Annotated in this window: 13 protein-coding genes; 10 read left to right on the plus strand and 3 right to left on the minus strand. The window is 64.7% G+C overall.

Annotated features, from left to right (window positions below; genetic code table 11):
- The first annotated feature begins 35 nt into the window (after positions 1-35).
- The 6 genes from A3E77_RS01365 (at position 36) to A3E77_RS01390 (ending at position 7,317) form a co-directional block, all read left to right on the plus strand.
- Positions 36-1,052 carry a DUF1611 domain-containing protein gene (locus A3E77_RS01365; RefSeq protein WP_293643110.1) on the plus strand — a complete coding sequence of 339 codons (1,017 nt, stop codon included), beginning with the start codon at positions 36-38 and terminating at the stop codon, positions 1,050-1,052.
- Positions 1,045-2,139, plus strand: a complete 1,095-nt coding sequence (locus tag A3E77_RS01370) for a dipeptide epimerase (RefSeq protein WP_366652604.1) — start codon at positions 1,045-1,047, stop codon at positions 2,137-2,139. The genes A3E77_RS01365 and A3E77_RS01370 overlap by 8 nt, the downstream gene beginning before the upstream one ends.
- Positions 2,139-3,809 (plus strand): N-acyl-D-amino-acid deacylase family protein, encoded by a 1,671-nt coding sequence (locus tag A3E77_RS01375; RefSeq protein WP_293643111.1) that lies wholly within the window; start codon positions 2,139-2,141, stop codon positions 3,807-3,809. Before A3E77_RS01370 ends, A3E77_RS01375 begins: the two co-directional genes overlap by 1 nt.
- The gene (locus tag A3E77_RS01380) at positions 3,809-4,306 is read left to right on the plus strand and encodes an Lrp/AsnC family transcriptional regulator (protein ID WP_293643112.1); all 498 of its coding nucleotides are present in this window, start codon (positions 3,809-3,811) and stop codon (positions 4,304-4,306) included. Before A3E77_RS01375 ends, A3E77_RS01380 begins: the two co-directional genes overlap by 1 nt.
- A gap of 121 nt (positions 4,307-4,427) precedes the next feature.
- Positions 4,428-5,219: a trypsin-like serine protease gene (locus A3E77_RS01385; protein ID WP_293643113.1), complete on the plus strand. Its 792-nt coding sequence runs from the start codon at positions 4,428-4,430 to the stop codon at positions 5,217-5,219.
- Complete coding sequence (locus A3E77_RS01390; protein ID WP_293643114.1) at positions 5,185-7,317, plus strand: S8/S53 family peptidase; 2,133 nt, start codon at positions 5,185-5,187, stop codon at positions 7,315-7,317. The genes A3E77_RS01385 and A3E77_RS01390 overlap by 35 nt, the downstream gene beginning before the upstream one ends.
- On the opposite strand, the gene A3E77_RS01395 is transcribed toward A3E77_RS01390, so the two are convergent.
- A complete protein-coding gene (locus A3E77_RS01395) occupies positions 7,314-9,152 on the minus strand; it encodes a hypothetical protein (protein WP_293643115.1) in 1,839 nt (612 codons plus the stop codon). The two genes, A3E77_RS01390 and A3E77_RS01395, sit on opposite strands and share 4 nt — an antisense overlap.
- Positions 9,153-9,403: 251 nt before the next feature.
- On the minus strand, positions 9,404-10,135 hold the full coding sequence (locus A3E77_RS01400; RefSeq protein WP_293643116.1) for a Crp/Fnr family transcriptional regulator: 732 nt from the start codon (positions 10,133-10,135) through the stop codon (positions 9,404-9,406).
- Between the two features lie 291 nt (positions 10,136-10,426).
- Here A3E77_RS01400 and A3E77_RS01405 point away from each other — a divergent pair, with 291 nt between their 5' ends.
- Both A3E77_RS01405 and A3E77_RS01410 read left to right on the plus strand, forming a co-directional pair.
- Complete coding sequence (locus tag A3E77_RS01405) at positions 10,427-13,024, plus strand: HWE histidine kinase domain-containing protein (RefSeq protein WP_293643117.1); 2,598 nt, start codon at positions 10,427-10,429, stop codon at positions 13,022-13,024.
- Complete coding sequence (locus tag A3E77_RS01410; protein ID WP_293643118.1) at positions 13,024-13,620, plus strand: biliverdin-producing heme oxygenase; 597 nt, start codon at positions 13,024-13,026, stop codon at positions 13,618-13,620. The genes A3E77_RS01405 and A3E77_RS01410 overlap by 1 nt, the downstream gene beginning before the upstream one ends.
- Here A3E77_RS01410 and A3E77_RS01415 read toward each other — a convergent pair.
- Positions 13,613-13,897 (minus strand): response regulator transcription factor, encoded by a 285-nt coding sequence (locus A3E77_RS01415; RefSeq protein ID WP_366652605.1) that lies wholly within the window; start codon positions 13,895-13,897, stop codon positions 13,613-13,615. The genes A3E77_RS01410 and A3E77_RS01415 overlap by 8 nt on opposite strands.
- A 337-nt stretch (positions 13,898-14,234) precedes the next feature.
- Here A3E77_RS01415 and A3E77_RS01420 point away from each other — a divergent pair, with 337 nt between their 5' ends.
- Positions 14,235-14,912: a helix-turn-helix domain-containing protein gene (locus A3E77_RS01420; protein ID WP_293643120.1), complete on the plus strand. Its 678-nt coding sequence runs from the start codon at positions 14,235-14,237 to the stop codon at positions 14,910-14,912.
- Positions 14,909-16,345 (plus strand): hypothetical protein, encoded by a 1,437-nt coding sequence (locus A3E77_RS01425; protein ID WP_293643121.1) that lies wholly within the window; start codon positions 14,909-14,911, stop codon positions 16,343-16,345. Before A3E77_RS01420 ends, A3E77_RS01425 begins: the two co-directional genes overlap by 4 nt.
- The last annotated feature ends 33 nt before the right edge of the window (positions 16,346-16,378 follow it).

The following is a 16,378-nucleotide window of genomic DNA, read 5'->3' on the forward strand; positions in this document are numbered from 1 at the left end:
TGCCGTCTTTTCCTGTTCTGCCATTGGGGCCTATCATGATCGAGCTGCGCAAACCCTATCTTCTGTTCATCGGCGACGTGGCGAAAGTCCATAGCGCCAAAACCGCGTTCGGCATCCGCGACTGGGCGCGCGATGCCTGTCTGGGCCAGTATCGGCTGACCGACAGCGCCGTCGATATCGGCCTGCCCGATCTCGATCCCCGCTCCGCAGCTGCCAGCGGGGCGGGGTCGCTGGTGATCGGCGTGGCGCCGGTGGGCGGCCAGATTCCCGCCGGCTGGCACGCGGCGTTGATCGAGGCCGCGCACGCCGGGCTCGACATCGTCAGCGGGATGCACAGCTTGCTGGCCGACATCGCGCCGCTGCGCGAAGCGGCCGAGGCATCGGGCGTGCGCCTGGTCGACGTGCGCGTGCCGCCGCCGGATATCCCGATTGCGACCGGACGGAAACGGACGGGGCGGCGATTGCTGACCGTCGGGACCGATTGTGCGCTGGGCAAGAAATATACCGCGCTGGCGCTTGCCGATGCGCTGCGCCGGTCGGGCGCCGACGTATCGTTCCGCGCGACGGGACAGACCGGCATCATCATCGCCGGTTCGGGCATCCCGATGGATGCCGTCGTGTCCGACTTCATCGCCGGTGCGGCCGAGGCGCTGTCACCCGATGCGGCAGCCGATCATTGGGACGTGATCGAGGGGCAGGGCGCGATCTACCATCCCGCCTTTGCCGGTGTGACCCACGGGCTGATCCATGGGTCGCAACCCGATGTGATCATTTTGTGCCACGAACCCGGCCGCGACCATTTCCATTCCTTCCCCGACTTTCCGGTCCGATCGCTGCGCGCGGTTGCCGATGCCTGTCTGGATGCGGCGCGCGTCACCAACGCGTCGGCACGGCTTGCCGCGGTGAGCCTGAATACGTCGCACCTCGACGATGCCGCCTGTGCGCGGGCGCTCGAATGCGCCAGCGCCGAACTGGGGGTGCCGGCGTTCGATCCGTTGCGGACGTCGATGGACGACGCGCTGGCGTCCATCCTGGGCCGCGCCGATGGATAGGTTTTCCGGGCCTGCTCCCATGCTCGGCGCCGCCAGGGCCGCCGACACCATCGTCGCGGCCGCGTCGCCGATGCCCCCGCTGTCGCTCGACGTGGCGATTGAAAGGCTGGGCTTTGCCGCGCCGTTTCGCATCTCGGGATATGTTTTCGATCATCAGGACGTCATCGTCGTGACGCTGTCCGATGGCGAACATGTCGGCCGCGGCGAGGCGTCGGGCGTTTATTATCGGGGCGAGACGGCCGATGTCATGGCGGCGCAGGTTGAGGCCACGCGCGCGCTCATCGAACAGGGCGTGAGCCGCGCGATGCTGCGCGCGGCGATGTCAGCGGGCGGCGCGCGCAACGCGGTCGATGCGGCGATCTGGGATCTGGAAGCCAAGCGGGCCGGGCGCTCGGTCTATGAACTTGTCGGCATTGCGCCGCTGGCCGCGCTCGCGACGACTTTCACGCTGGGCGCGGACCATCCGGCCGCGATGGCCGCCCGCGCCGCCGCATTCGCCGACGTCCCGCACCTGAAGGTCAAGTTGACGGGCGAATTGGACGTCGACATCGACCGGGTCCGCGCCATCCGCGCGGCGCGGCCTGACGCCTGGCTGGGGGTCGACGGCAACCAGGGGTTTGCCCGCAAGGATCTCAAGCCGCTGATCGCCGCGCTTGTGGAAGAGCGGGTTTCGCTTCTCGAACAGCCGGTGCAGCGGGGCCGCGAGGCCGACCTGGACGGGGTGAAATGCCCGATCCCGATCGCGGCCGACGAAAGCGTGCTGACACTGGAGGAAATTCCCGGCCTTGTCGGGCGGTTCGACGTGGTCAACATCAAGCTCGACAAGTGCGGCGGCCTGACGGAAGGGCTGGAAATGGCGAAGCAGGCCCGCCTGCTTGGCCTGGGCGTGATGGTCGGGTGCATGGTGGGGTCCAGCCTCGGCATGGCGCCGGCGTGCGTGCTGGGACAGCTTTGCGATGTCGTCGATCTCGACGGCCCGATCTTTCTGGCAGAGGATCGTGTCCCGTCGATGGAATATGTTCGCGGCCGCGCCCGGTGCCCCGACGACCTTTGGGGATTTCCAGCGACCAGCGGGGCGCGCGGGTGATGCGCCGGTTACGCCGTTCCGCCGCGGTTGCTTCGGCGTTCCGCCGTGCCCGCACCGCACGCGCGCTGGCCGTTGCCGCCTGTGCCGCCCTGCTGGTTTCGGCAACACCCGCCGCCGACTATGACATCGTCATAAGGGGAGGGCGCCTGCTCGACGGTGCGGGCAATCCCTGGGTCCATGCCGATGTCGGCATCAAGGACGGCCGGATCGCAAAGATCGGACGCATCGCGGCGCCGGGCGCGAAGGTCATCGACGCGACCGGAAAATATGTGTCGCCCGGCTTCATCGACATGATGGACCAGTCGGGCGCCGTGTTGCTGAAAAGCGGCGCGGCGGAGAACAAGCTGCGCATGGGCGTGACGACGTTGATCGGCGGCGAGGGCGGGACGCCCGTCCCGGCCGGTCGGATAACGCAATATTTCGATGACCTTGCCCGGCGGGGGATCGCCGTCAACTTCGGCACATATTACAGCGCGACGCAGGCACGGGTCGAGGTCATGGGTGACGCCGCGGGCGCTCCGACGTCGGCCCAGATCGACCAGATGGGCGGACTGGTCGATACCGCGATGAAAGCGGGGGCGTTCGGGATCAGCACCGCGTTGATGTATCCGCCCGATTCCTTTCAATCGACCGAGGATCTGATCGCGCTGGCAAAAGTGTCCGCCCGGTGCGGCGGGTTTTACGCGACGCATCTGCGCGACGAAAGCGCGCGGCTGGTGGAATCGGTCGACGAGGCGATCCGGATCGGCGAAGAAAGCGGCGCGAAGGTCGAGATATTCCACCTCAAGGCGGCCTATGCGCCGGGCTGGGGCACGCTGATGCCGCGGGCGATCGCGAACATCGGCGCGGCGCGCGCGCGCGGGCTCGACATCGCCGCCGACATCTATCCCTACACCGCCGCGGGCACCGGGCTCGAAGGGACTGTGCCCGCGCATGTCTTTGCGCAAGGCACCGATGCCGCGATCGCCAAGCTGCGCGATCCTGCCATGCGCGCCCGGCTGAAACAGGAGCTTGCGGCAGGAAGCCGGGCGGGTTGGTCGAGCCTTGTCGAGGCCGCCGGTGGCTGGCGGAATATCGTGCTCGCCAATTCGCATCGCGCCGACACTGCTCGCCTCCATGGCAAGAATTTTGTCGAGATCGGCGCGATGCTGGACAAGGACCCCGCCGATGCCGCGTGGGACATCATGCTCGATGCGCTTCCTGAACGCGCGTTCGCACTCTATTTCGTGATGGATGAAGCCGACATCGACGCGGCGATCAAGCAGCCGTGGGTGGGTATCGGGAGCGATGGGGCGGCGGCCGAAAAGCTGGGCGAGCTCGACGGCATGGCGCTGCCCCATCCCCGATCCTACGGCACCTTCGCGCGCGTCCTCGCCGAATATGTGCGCAACCGCCAGATACTCCCGTTGGAAGACGCAGTGCGCAAGATGACCTCGTGGCCGGCGCATCGCTTGGGGCTGGCGGACCGGGGTGTGCTGCGCGAAGGGTTGCGCGCCGACGTCATCGTTTTCGACCTCGACGACATCCGCGACCATGCCGACTGGGCGGCGCCGACGCGGCCGGCGACGGGAATCGACCATGTCATCGTGAACGGGGTGCTGGCACTCGAACAGGGCCGTCACACGGGCGCCCGTTCGGGAATGGTGCTGCGGCACAGCTGCGACGGGTGATGCCGGTGCCGTATAGCCGTCCGGGATCGCTTGATCCGATCGACCTGAAAATCCTTGCCGCGCTGCATGCGGACGGGCGGCTGAGCAAGGTCCGGCTGGCGCGCGCGGTCGGCCTGTCACCGACCCCGTGCGCGGCGCGGATCGACAGGCTGGAAGCGGCCGACATTATCCGCGGATATCATGCCGCGCTCGATGTCGAACGGCTCGGCAATCTCAGCCAGTTTGTCGTGACGGTCAGCATCAAGGATTATACCACGCAAAAATCGCGGCAGTTCGAGGCGATCGTTGGTGAGAGCCTTTACATCGTCGCGTGTGACGCCGTGTTCGGCGCGGTCGATTATGTCATGCGGATCTTCGCGCGGAATGTGCGCCACTATCACGCGATCATGGAGCCGTTCCTGGCGATGGAGATGGACTACACAACATATCCTGTCTCGAAAAACATGCGTGATCGTGCAGGTCTCGATCTGATCCAGCTTCTAGGTCCGCAATCCTGATCCGGTCACAGCATCGCCCACCATCATTCTTCATCGAAGTTGTTTCAAATCGGTCGCAATAGCTGTTTGCAATTCATCGGCATTAACTGAATAAGCGGGTTCATCAGGCGCGGAGGGGGTGATGCGCGGACTCGCATTTTTCGTCTATTTGACGGCGTGCTCCGCCTCGGCAGAGGCGGCCGACCTCCTGTTCGAGCGACCCACGGCTCCAAATGACGCGTCGCCCGAAATTATCGGCGGCTCGAAACTCGATCCTGACCAGTGGCCGGCGACCTTGGTGTTCACATCGGCCTCGGCCGAACGCTGCACCGCCACCGCCATCGGCCCGCGCGTCCTGTTGACCGCGGGGCATTGCATCCGCAGCGGCGCAAAGGGCCAGATTGCCGGATCGGCGGTGAAGGTCGAATGCAATGCGCACGAAAATTATTCGACCGGCGCTTATTATGACATCGCCCTGTGCTTTGCTTCCACGGACATCAAGCTGCTGGCCGGCGCCCCCTATGAGCGCATCGACGTCGCCGACGGATCGGTGCGCGGCGAACAGCTGATGCTGCTGGGCTATGGCTGCACAAAGCTGGGCGGCGCAGGCGGCATCCTTTATGGGGGCGCGGGCATCGTCCGCGATGCCGCGACCGCCGAAATGCCCTATTTCGTGACCGGCGGCGGCGCGGCGGTCTGTTCGGGCGACAGCGGCGGCGGCGCTTACCGCGTGTCGGGTGCGATTTCGCGGCGTATCGTCGGCATCGCGTCGGCGATGGCCGGCGGCGATCGCTCCAATTTTGCGGCACTCGCCGACCCCGATGTCGCGCAATATATTCGCGACTGGCAGAGCCGCCGGGTCGATCCTGCAACCGGCGCAACCATCAAGGCGGATATTTGTGGTCTCGACCCGATCTATACTTGCCATCCTTAGCGCCTGCGCGGCCCCGCCCGCCCTGGCCCAGGCGAGCGTGTCGCCGACGGCGCTCGACATGCGCATCGACGGCCCGCCGACGCCGCGCCTGGTCGCGAAAATTGCCGAGATCGGTCAGCCGGAGCGGATCACGCTGGGCCGTGACGACACCATACGCCAAATTATCGAAGCGCGGTGCGGCATTGTCGACACGGGCTATCTCGCCATCTTCCTCGAAGAGAATAGGGACACGCTGGGCAAGCTGACGGCAAAGCAACGCGACGAACCGCTGCCCGGGACGACGCTGACCTTTCCTTATTGCCTGAGCTTTGAAGCGCGCCCGGTGGCGCTCGCCAGCCCGTCGGTCAGCGCGATGTTCGCCGCGGCGAGGCTCCCGCTCGACGCCAAGGCACTCCAGGACACGGCGGAGGGTGGCAAGGCGATCGAAGCGCGCGAATTGTCGTCGCTGGCCTCTGCCGACCTAGCGGGCAACCTCGACCTGTTCCTGGCCGCCAATCGCGGCTTTACCGCGACCGAATATGCCCGCCGCTTTGCGTTCGACAATCCCGACGTCCAATTCACGAAGATGCAGAAGGGCGCCGAAATCCGGTTTCCGTCCGCACCGCAGCGCGCGACGGTTCCCCTGCGTAGCGGCTTCGACGCGCGTTCGGGCACAGACGCGTTGCAGGCGGTAGCGGCGAGCGATGGCGCCACGATCGTCACGGCGGCCGCCGAAGTCGCGCAGTTGATCTCCAATCTGGAGGTGAGCCCCGCCGATTGCCCCGGCGCCGACGGCAATCCCGACTGGCCGATCCCGCAAGCGGCCTTTCGCGAGGCGCTGGCGATCAACAGGGCGGGCAGCGACCACGCCGTGCTTCCGCCGCAAAACGTCCTCATCGTCGATACCGGATATTTCCCCGGCATGACGGGCCCTGCGATACCCGCGGCTTTTCACGGCCGGATGCGTGGCATTGATCCGCGGAGCCTTTACAGGGAAATCGGCGTGAACACCGCCAGCCGCGTCGATGACCCGACCCCGCTTGCCGGGTTGCCGCACGCATCGCATGGCGGCGAGGTCGCCGCCACCTTGCTGGGCGGCCGCTTCCTCGACCGGACCGACCACGCCGCGCATCTGCCCAAAGTCGTCTTCGCGAGCGTCGCGCAATCGTCCGCGGGCGGCCCCTTTCTCGACGTCGGTGCCATCATGCGCGCCTATCGCCATGCTGTTGGCAGCAAGATCCCGGTGATCAACACCAGCCTGTCCGCCACGTCGCAGCGCGACGATTTTGAGTTTACGCTGAAGGCGCTCGGTGATCAGGCGCTGCTCGTGACCGCCGCCGGCAATGTGTCGGGGCCGCCGCAGGAATTTGTCCCCGGCAGCCCCTATTGGCCCGGCGCGCTGGGCGGCAATCCGCTCGGCGCCGCGCCTGCCACGGTCATCAGCGTCGGGGCGCACGATCCCGAAGGCCGCCTGCTGGCCTTCAGCCGCGAAGGCGAGGCGCATGTTGACCTGTTGGCGCCCGGATGCCGGATACCGACCTACAGCTTCGATCCGGCGAGCGGTGCCGTGACGGACGTGCTGCGCAGCGGCACCTCCTATGCGGCGCCGATCGTGTCGATGGTGGCGGCGAAACTGTCTGCCGAAGGATTGGCGCCCGCCGCAATCAAGGATCGCCTGATCGTCAGTGCCGATGTCGATGAACGGCTGCACGCACGGGTCTGGTCCGGCGGCCGGCTCAACATCGCCAAGGCTTTGTCGATTTCCCACGATTTCGTCGAATATGGAAAAGCGCAGCCCGACGGGACGGTGGTTCGCCATGTGGTGCGCGGCGAACTGCTCAACCGCCATGACGCGCCCCTTATCTGCGGCGTTCAGGTGCAGTTGGGGGCGCTCAGAAAACTCGCATTGTCGCGCGATCCGACCGGGGCGCGACCACCGATCTGGCGCGGCTGGCGGATGAATCCGAACGCGGGCGCCCTGTCGCGGATCGAACGGCTTGCCGCCTGTTCGGTCATGCCGTCCGACGCGTTTCTGGCGATCAGGAACCGGGAAGGTGGAGCCGAGGTCCGAATCCCCCTTCCCGAAATCATCGACTTCGTCGCGCGTTACCCCGGTTAGGGTGCGGCCTGCGCCGCGGCGAGCGCGCGTTCGGCGGCGAGAACCGCGGCTTCGGCCTCGAGCTGTGCCTTGCGCGCGTTGAGCACCGCGGTCTGCGCCGCATATTGTTCCCTGATCTCTTCCTGATCGGCGTTCGGATCATCCTCGAGGCGTTTTTGCTGTTCGGCAAGATCGACCTCAAGCTTCGCGATCTGGATCGCATTGGTCAGGTCCTCGACGCGGTTGGGCCCCAATGCCTTGCGGGCGTCGGCAACCTTCTTTTGCGCATCGAGCAGGGCCAGTTCGTCGGTCAGCTGTTCGGTTGGCGATTTTTCCAGCGCCTTTTCGGCGTCGGCGAGGTCCTTCTGCGCCTTGGCGAGCCGCGTGGCGAAGTTCAGGTCCGCGATCGGCTCTTCCTGCTTTGCTTTTGCATAGGCAAGCATCTGGTCGGCGATCGCGCCGCCGGCGCCTGCCATGTCGAGCGCCGCGGCATTGTCGCGGCGGAGCCCGGCTTTCGTCAGGCGCCCCTGATCGTCGAAGTTCGCGTAGACGCCGCCCGACGCGAAGGCCGGGCTGGAGAAGGGCAGGTTGAACACATGTCCGAGCTGGGCGATCGCACTGGTCACGCGCGCGATCGGCTCGGCATCGCTGCCGTTGAGGTGGCAGGGCTCATCGCCCTCGCAGACATAGATCGCACCGGCGGCCGGGACGCGATAGCGCAGCCCGTCGGTGGCGATACCCTTCGGACGATCCTTGGTTTCGCCGCCATAGCTGCCGATCGCCACCAGATGGAGCGACACCGGCAGCGCGAAGGCGCTGTCATATTTCGGCTTGATCCGCCGGGCGGTCATCGCCTCATATTGTTCGCACAACGGCCCGCCCGCAGCAGGACAGCCGGAGATGTCCGCGCCATTGGTGAGCATCGGGAACCCCGCATAGAAAGCCGCCGGTTCCATGCCGAGCAGCTTGATGTTCCCGTTCGGCCCATCGTTCCGCAACTCCTTGCCGTTTTTGAGCGCGACGGGGGCGGCTTCGAGCAGCCCGGCGCGAACCTGCGCACCGTCGAACCATTTCGCGATCGTTGCCGGCCGGATCGGTTTGATCGGCCCCTCGTGAAAGCGCGTGCTCTGTTCGGGCCAGCGGAACGTCTGCTTGTCGGTCAGCCAATCCTGCGCCTTCGTCGACGCCTTGGTCAGTGCATCAAGCGCCTTTTGTGCCTTTTCGATCGCGTCGGTCTTCGCCTTGATGGCCTTGCGCAGCTTTTCGGTCGGCTTGGCGCTGAATTGCGCGGTCAGCGTCGTCAACTGGCCGCGCGCGTCGTCGATCTGGCTCGTCGCCGCTTCGATCAACGGCTTGTTCGTCTCGATCAGTTTCAAATTATCGACTGCTTCGGCGCTGCAATATTGGGTTTCGTTTGCACCGGCGGCCACGGGGATCGGGAAACCCGCCGCGAGCCCCGCGAGCTTGCCGGCGGTCACCGCAATCGATTTCACCACCTCGCCCGATTTGTCGACGGTCGAGGCGTTGAACGCCGTCATTCGCCCGTCCTTATATTCGACGCTGATGTCGGATGTCTTGAAAGCTGAAATAAGCGCGTTGGGGTCGATGACATAGACATGCTCGCCGTCGGGCACGAGCGTGGTGCCGATCGTGGCCTCAGCCTTGATCTTTGGCATTTCGCCGGCGTCGCACTTCAACAAGCTGCGCTTCAGTTCGACCTCATATTGCGTATAGTCGAGCATATAGGCGTAGCCCGCACCGCTTTTCGGATCGCTCGCGCTATATGGCCGGACTTCCAGCTTGGTGCAGGCCGCGGCAAACAGCAGCGGTGCCAGAAAAAGTAGACGGTAACGCATGATTCATCCCCCCGTTTGAATCGACTGTCCCTATATTTATTTTACCTGTCGTTTTATTGCAGTCGTCAAAGACGTCCTTGTGTCCTTGAACCGCTATCGCTTTCCCGCCCCTGGCGATAGCATTGATTCGGCCGAACGACAGTCATCAACAGATACCAAAATGGTGATTGATCGCGCCGGGCAGGCTCTTCTGCGGCGCTTGTCGACAAGAACGTCTGTGTCGCCCCCGTAAATTCTTCGGGTTTGGGGCTCTATTCGACGGGGTAGATCCCGTGGAGCACCGCATCGAAGTGACTCTCGATGCTCGTCGTGCAGCTACACGATCTTTCCCTCAGCGCGTCTTCGTCCTTGATGATGAACAGTCCGCGGCGCGTTGCGATCAACTCTTCGGCGCGCAGACGGCTGATGACCCGGGTGACGAAGGTGCGGCCGACGCCCAGCATTTCGGCGAGCTGCTCGTGGGTCAGCTCGATCTCGGACTTCTGGGTCCGCGCCGCCGCCGCGAGAAGCCATTTGGCCGCTCGCTGCGATATGGTGTGGGTCGCATTGCAGGCGGCGGTCTGGAACACCTGCGCCAGAAGGCAGTCGGAATAGCGCGCGAACCAGTGGCGCAGCGTGATCGAGTCGAGTTTCGCATGTTCGAGCGCCGACGTCTTGATCCGCAGAAAGCGGCCGCTGAAACGCACCTGCGCCGTTGCAAAGGCCGGGACATGGCCGTTCGACACAATCCCGCCGATCGCCCCCTCGCTGCCGACCAGGGCCACCTCGACCGAATTTTCATCGTCGATGGCGATGCAGAAAGCCGCCATGGCAGAGTTGCACGGAAACCATGTGTGAATAACCTCGTCGCCCGCATGTTGGAGCATGTCGGGCGCGTCGAGATCGACGACGATCATATGCGGCGCGAGGCGCGCTCGATCAGCGTCGCTCAGCGTCGCGAGCAGGCCGTTGCGGCGGAGATCATCTTCGGAGGGTGTTGTCATGGATTCTCCGCCTAATATGAGTGAGACTTGCCTGTCTGTCCACAAGTGGACCGACATCCGCCCGGCGCTATGTTACTGACGCACATAACTTGCCAGCGATGCCGCGCCGGGTCGCCTCGCAGCCATGTTTCCGGCGGCGCTTTTTTGCCGGTCCTCGAACGAAATAGGTGACGTCCTTGCATTTTTGCTCAGATCTGCGGCGCCCTCGGGCTTCGCAGCAATCCTTCGGCCCTCTTCTGGCCGTCACCTTGTCCCTGGTTTCTGCGAAACGGTGGGCGGATGACCGTTGACATGACGAAAACCCGTTCGGCCCAGGTCGACCTGACCAACTGCGATCGCGAACCGATCCAGATCCCGGGCAGTATCCAGCCGCACGGCGCGATGCTCGTCGTCGATCCCGACAGGTTCGAGTTGCTCTATGCATCCGAAAATGCGGGTGAACTGACCGGATATCGCGGCGTGATCGAGCGCGGCACGCCTCTGGCCGATATCGTCGGCGAGCAGGCGGTCCACGATATTCGCAACGCCTGCGCCAAATCCGGCGGTGGCGAGATTGCGGGCATCGAACTCGGTCTGCGGCTCGGCCATTCGAGCGCGCCGGTCGATGTGATCGCGCATCGTCATCAGGATCGTGTGCTGATCGAGATCGAGCCTTCGCTCGATGGCGGGCGAAGCGCGAAAAAGGCGCTGGGACTGACGCACGCGCTGGTCCGCCGCCTCGGTGTCGAAACCGAAGTTGCAGGCCTGGCGCGGGCCGGCGCGCGGCTCGTCAGGACGATGCTGGGATACGACCGGGTGATGGTGTACCAGTTTCTCCACAACGGCGCCGGGCGCGTTATCGCAGAGGCCAAGCGATCCGATCACCAGAGTTTCATGGGCCAGCATTTCCCGGCGTCGGACATCCCCTATCAGGCGCGGCGCCTCTACGAACTGAATGCCATCCGGATGATCGGCGATTCCGGTTATACGCCGGTGCCGTTACAGCCCCCGCTTGTCCCCGGCGATCCGCCCGTCGACATGTCCTTTGCACAGCTTCGCGCGGTCTCGCCGATCCATTGCGAATATCTTCAGAACATGGGCGTCCACGCGTCGATGTCGATTTCGATCCTCGTCGACGGCAAGCTGTGGGGACTCATTTCGTGCCATCATGACAGCCCGCATATCGTTCCCGTTGCGCTGCGCATCGGGGCCGAACTCTTCGGCCACTATTTCTCGCTGCAAGTCGCGGTTGCGGAGCGGCGCGCGCATGTCGTCGCCGCGGGGCTGGCGCGGAAACGGATCGACAAGATCCTGTCCGGGCTTCCGGTCGATGAGGCACTTTTGCCCGGACTTCGCGACCACCTTGACGATTTCATGGCCCTTTTCGACTGCGATGGCGTCGGCATCTGGGCGGAGGAACGATGGGCCTCCGCCGGGCTCGCGCCCTCGCAGGACGAGGCGCTGGCGCTCGTCCGCTTTCTGGCGGGGGAGGGCGAGGGCCTTCCGCGTACCATGTCCTCGAAACTCGGCCTGTGGCATACGCAGGACTTGCACGGGGTGACCGGGCTTGACGGTTTCGGTGGGGCGGTCGCGGGCGCGCTCGCCATTCCGCTGACGCTGACCCCGCGCGATTATCTGCTGATTTTCCGCAGCGAGGAAGCCCATCGGATCGAGTGGGCCGGCGAGCCTGCCAAAATCATCCTGTCGACCCCCAATGGCAACCGGCTGACGCCGCGGGGCAGTTTCGACACATGGCGTGAGGATGTGCGGGGCCAGAGCAAGCCGTGGACCGAAACCGACCTGTCGGGGTGCGACACGGTGCGCAGCTATTTGCGTGACCTGTTCCTGAAGCAGAATGAGGTCACGGCCGAGGAACGCGGGCGGACCGAACATCGCAGGCGCGTGCTGAACGACGAGCTGAATCATCGCGTGAAAAACATCATCACGCTGATCAAGTCGATCGCCGTCCAGACCGGCGCCCATGCCGAAACCGTCGCCGGCTATGCGGCGTCGCTGGAAGGGCGTCTGCGGGCGCTGGCCTTTGCCCATGACCAGTCGCTCAGCGCAGCGGTCGGCGGAGATCTGGCGACATTGGTCGAGGCGGAGGCGGGCTTTCATCGCCACGGTCCCGACCTGGACCGGGTCGTCGCGGGCGGCGACCAGGTGCGGCTCGACGATCGCGCCTTTGGCGTCATGGCGCTGGTTGTCCATGAAATGATGACCAATGCCGCCAAATATGGCGCGCTGTCGGTGCCCGAGGGACGGCTGGAAATCCGCTGGTCGTGCAGCGAAACCGAGGGTTGCCGGGTAAGCTGGGTCGAGACCGATGGGCCCATTGTTTCGGCGCCGACGCGCGAGGGGTTCGGGTCGAAGCTGATCCAGACCATGATGGTCTATGATCTGGGCGGCCGCGCCGACATATCCTATCCGCCGAGCGGGATGGTCGCGCATCTTGTCATTCCGGCAAAACATGTCGCGATCGACGACGATGAGCGCGAGCCCGAAGCCGAAGCGCCGCGAGACAAGGTCGACGATCATTCGCTCGCGGGCATGTCGGTGCTGCTCGTCGAGGATCAGTCGCTGATCGCGCTCGACACCGAGGATATTCTTCGCCGTCTGGGCGCAAAGGAGGTCCGCCTTTCGCCCGACGCGCCGCACGCGGTTTCGACCTTGCAGTCGTTCCGGCCCGATACGGCGATCCTCGATTTCAACCTGGGTGATACGACGTCGGAGGAAGTTGCCGATCAGCTTGTCGCGATGGGCGTGCCCTTCGCCTTTGCGACCGGCTATGGTGACAGCGTGATGATCCCCCGGCACCTGCGGTCGGTGCCCGTCGTTCGCAAACCGGCGAGCGCGGCCAGCGTGTCGGCCCAGCTTGCCGAGGCGCGTCGGATCGCGGCGCAGGGGTGATGGCAAGGAATCCGTCGCGCGCCGTGCTTCGCGCCGCAACCGCCGATTGTCACCGGCGCGTCGATGCCATCTATTCGGCGGCGGTGCTGGGCGATCGCGGGTCTTATGGCGATTTTCTGCGGGCCCAGGCGGCGGCGCATCTGCCCGCCGAACGGGCGCTTGATCGAGCCGGTATCGCGACGCTGCTGGACGATTGGCCGGCGCGGATGCGCGGTTCGCTGCTGGTGCGGGATCTGTCCGACCTGGGCCTTCCCGTTCCCGCACCGATCGGCGGGCTGGATATCGCGACGCGCGCCGAAATGTTGGGCGCGCTCTATGTCCTGGAAGGCTCGCGCCTTGGCGGGGCGATGTTGAAACGGGCGGTGCCGCCTCATTTCCCCGCGCGATTTCTGGGCGGCGGCGGTGCCGGTTCGTGGCAGTCGCTGCTCGCGCTGCTCGACCGGGCGCTCGACACGGCCGCGCGGCAGGGCGAAGCGATCGACGCCGCCCGCCGCGCGTTCGCGCTGTTCGAGGATGGCGGCCGCCGCTTTCTGAACTTGGCATCCGATCGCCGGGCGCGGGTCGCCCATATGACGGACGCGCCGCCCGTCATTTGAATTCAAAAAGGGTCGGTTCGTCCTGCACCGGCGCGTCGATCACGAGCAGGCCGAGGTGCATCGCCTGGGTTATCAGGTGCGCACGGTTTCGCGCGTTCAGTTTCAGACGGACATTTTCGATATGCCGTTCCACTGTTCGCGGCGCGATATTGATTTCGAGCGCGATCTGCTTGGCCGACCACCCGACGGCCACCAGCTCCAGGATTTGGTGTTCGCGAAAAGTTAGATGCGGTTCAATATTCAAGGCGTTTCGATGCACGGCGCAATCCCCTGACACCCAAGGCGTGGACAATTGGCGACCGACGAGCAGCTTTAACGCGCGGCAATGCCGCTACCCCACCTGCTCTATTTGCATAATATCCCTTTGCGACCTGTTTAGCAATTAACTCGGCTTGCCCGCAAATTTAGCGACACTGTTGATGTCAATTCAGCTACAGACCTGAAATCAAATATAATATCGCAGGTGGATCCTAAGGAATAATACCTAGTATTTTTGCTATGTTAATAGGCCACGCGAATTCCTACGTCTTTCTTCGGATGGATTCACGATGCCCAAAGGCACATGAGACTCACAAATGGGGTCGCCGCAATACCAATTCAGTTGGAGAAGTGGCGTGCAAGGTCTGGCAAAATTTCACCGCGGGGGCATTCCCCAGGACACCATCCTAAAGTTTCGCAAAGGAGAGATCATATTCTCTCAGGGCGACCCCGGCGATTGCTGGTTCGAGGTCGTGTCGGGCACCGTCCGCACCTGTCACTTCCATCTCGACGGGCATCGCCAGCTGACGGGATTCTATTATCAGGGCGATGTTTTCGGCGTCGGATATGGCAATCGCGATGCGGCGGCGGAGGCGGTGACCAACACCATCCTGGCTCGCCGCCCGGTCTCCAACGACGACCCCGAAACATCGGGGCAGAGCCGCGCGCTCGAACGCGCGCTCGACAGTGCGAACCAGTGCATCTTTCTGCTCGGCCGCCGCAATGCCAATGAACGGGTCGCCGCATTCCTGCTAATCGCGGCCAAGCGATCGTCGGCGCTGGGCAGCATCCCGCTGCCGATGACGCGCAGCGACATCGCCGACCATCTGGGACTGACGATCCATACCGTCAGCCGCACGATTTCGGGATTTGTCCGTCAGGGCCTGATCGAACTCGAAGGCCCGCAACGGTGCCGCCTCATCGACGTCGAGGGACTCCGCGCCATCGCGGGCGAAGAGATTGGCGCCGCGATCGATACGCTTGCGGTCATGCGCCAGCGCGACGTGGCGGGCGCGCAAGGAGCCGGGCTATGACCATGTTCGCATCCCCACCCGCGCTGCGTCACATGGGCGTCGCCGCCGCGGGCCTGTCGGTCATTTTCGTCGTGCCGTCGGCGAACGCACAACAAGGCGTCGCGCTGGAATGCCTGTGCGAGGCGCTGCCCTTTCTCGACGTGGCGACGACGTGGAAGGCCGTGGCGGCAGGACAGGGCAGCATCCCCGAAGGCCAGCCTGCCGCGGGCGCCGAAAGCGAGATCGAGGCCCAGCGCCGCGTCATCGCCGAACAGCGCGCGCTGATCGACCAGCAGAATGTCATGCTCGCCGAACAACGACAGCAAATCGCGCAGATGCAGCAACAATTGGCGACGCAGCAGGTCCAGGTCGACCGGCTGACATCCTATGCGCTCGCCGACCGGCCGCTCGACCAGCTCCGCGGCGCCGGCATGGGGCAGGGCAGCTTCCCCGGCCCGACGCTTCCCGGTCCCGGCAGCGATGCGGTGGCGCTGCCCGACGCCCCGGTGGGCGAAGCGCCGCCGCCGACCGAGTCGCCCGAACAGCGCATCGCCGCCGTTCCGGAAGGGCAGGGCGTGCTGACGCGCGCCGGGCAGCTGTTTTTTGAACCATCGTTTGAATATACGCGGTCTTCGACCAACCGGCTGGTCTTCCGCGGGATCGAGCTGATCCCCGGCATCCAGATCGGGCTGATCGAGGCGACCGATGCCGACCGCGATACGCTGGTCGGCACGGGTTCGCTGCGCTACGGCCTTTCGGACCGGCTCGAGGTCGAGGTGCGCGTCCCCTATCTTTATCGCAACGACCGCATCGAAGTGGTGCAGCAGCGCGACGAAGGCATCGTGCGGTCGATCAAGCTGCGCGAGGACGGGATCGGCGATGCCGAGCTGTCGCTGCGTTATCAGTTCAACCGGCCGGTCGGGCAAAAGCCGATCTTCGTCGGCTCGCTGCGCGTCAAATCGGACACCGGCAAGGGACCGTTCGACATCGGTTATGACGAGTTCGGCGTGGCGACGGGGCTGGCGACCGGATCGGGCTTCTGGGCGGTGCAGCCCGGCCTCAACTTCCTGATGCCGTCGGACCCCGCGGTGATCTATGGCGGCGTCGCTTATCTGTACCATATCCCGCGCGACGTGAACAAACTGGTCGGCGACGTGATGATCGGGCGTGTCGATCCGGGCGACGCGGTCAGCGCCAACATCGGGTTCGGATTTGCGCTCAACCCGCGCTTTTCCTTCTCGCTCGGCTATCGCCACAACTATATTTTCCCGACCCGGTCCGAGATCGGCGATACGATCCAGAAATCCAACTATCTGCACGTCGGGTCGCTCAATTTCGGGATGTCCTATCGCCTGACCGAGCGCGATGTGCTGAACCTCGGCTTTGAGATCGGGGTGACCGAGGATGCGCCGGACGTGTCGATCACCCTGCGTATGCCGTTCGGCGGCAAATAGACCCGCGATAACAAAAAGAGCCCCGCCGAAGCG

Origin of the sequence: Sphingopyxis sp. RIFCSPHIGHO2_12_FULL_65_19, from assembly GCF_001830555.1 — a bacterium.
Taxonomy (GTDB): domain Bacteria; phylum Pseudomonadota; class Alphaproteobacteria; order Sphingomonadales; family Sphingomonadaceae; genus Sphingopyxis.

Excerpts from the sequence above, each read along its gene's own strand:
- A3E77_RS01365 (WP_293643110.1), top strand. The coding sequence starts at position 36 with ATGATCGAGCTGCGCAAACCCTATCTTCTGTTCATCGGCGACGTGGCG.
- A3E77_RS01370 (WP_366652604.1), top strand. The coding sequence starts at position 1,045 with ATGGATAGGTTTTCCGGGCCTGCTCCCATGCTCGGCGCCGCCAGGGCC.
- A3E77_RS01375 (WP_293643111.1), top strand. The coding sequence starts at position 2,139 with ATGCGCCGGTTACGCCGTTCCGCCGCGGTTGCTTCGGCGTTCCGCCGT.
- A3E77_RS01380 (WP_293643112.1), top strand. The coding sequence starts at position 3,809 with ATGCCGGTGCCGTATAGCCGTCCGGGATCGCTTGATCCGATCGACCTG.
- A3E77_RS01385 (WP_293643113.1), top strand. The coding sequence starts at position 4,428 with ATGCGCGGACTCGCATTTTTCGTCTATTTGACGGCGTGCTCCGCCTCG.
- A3E77_RS01395 (WP_293643115.1), bottom strand. The coding sequence starts at position 9,152 with ATGCGTTACCGTCTACTTTTTCTGGCACCGCTGCTGTTTGCCGCGGCC.
- A3E77_RS01400 (WP_293643116.1), bottom strand. The coding sequence starts at position 10,135 with ATGACAACACCCTCCGAAGATGATCTCCGCCGCAACGGCCTGCTCGCG.
- A3E77_RS01405 (WP_293643117.1), top strand. The coding sequence starts at position 10,427 with ATGACGAAAACCCGTTCGGCCCAGGTCGACCTGACCAACTGCGATCGC.
- A3E77_RS01410 (WP_293643118.1), top strand. The coding sequence starts at position 13,024 with ATGGCAAGGAATCCGTCGCGCGCCGTGCTTCGCGCCGCAACCGCCGAT.
- A3E77_RS01425 (WP_293643121.1), top strand. The coding sequence starts at position 14,909 with ATGACCATGTTCGCATCCCCACCCGCGCTGCGTCACATGGGCGTCGCC.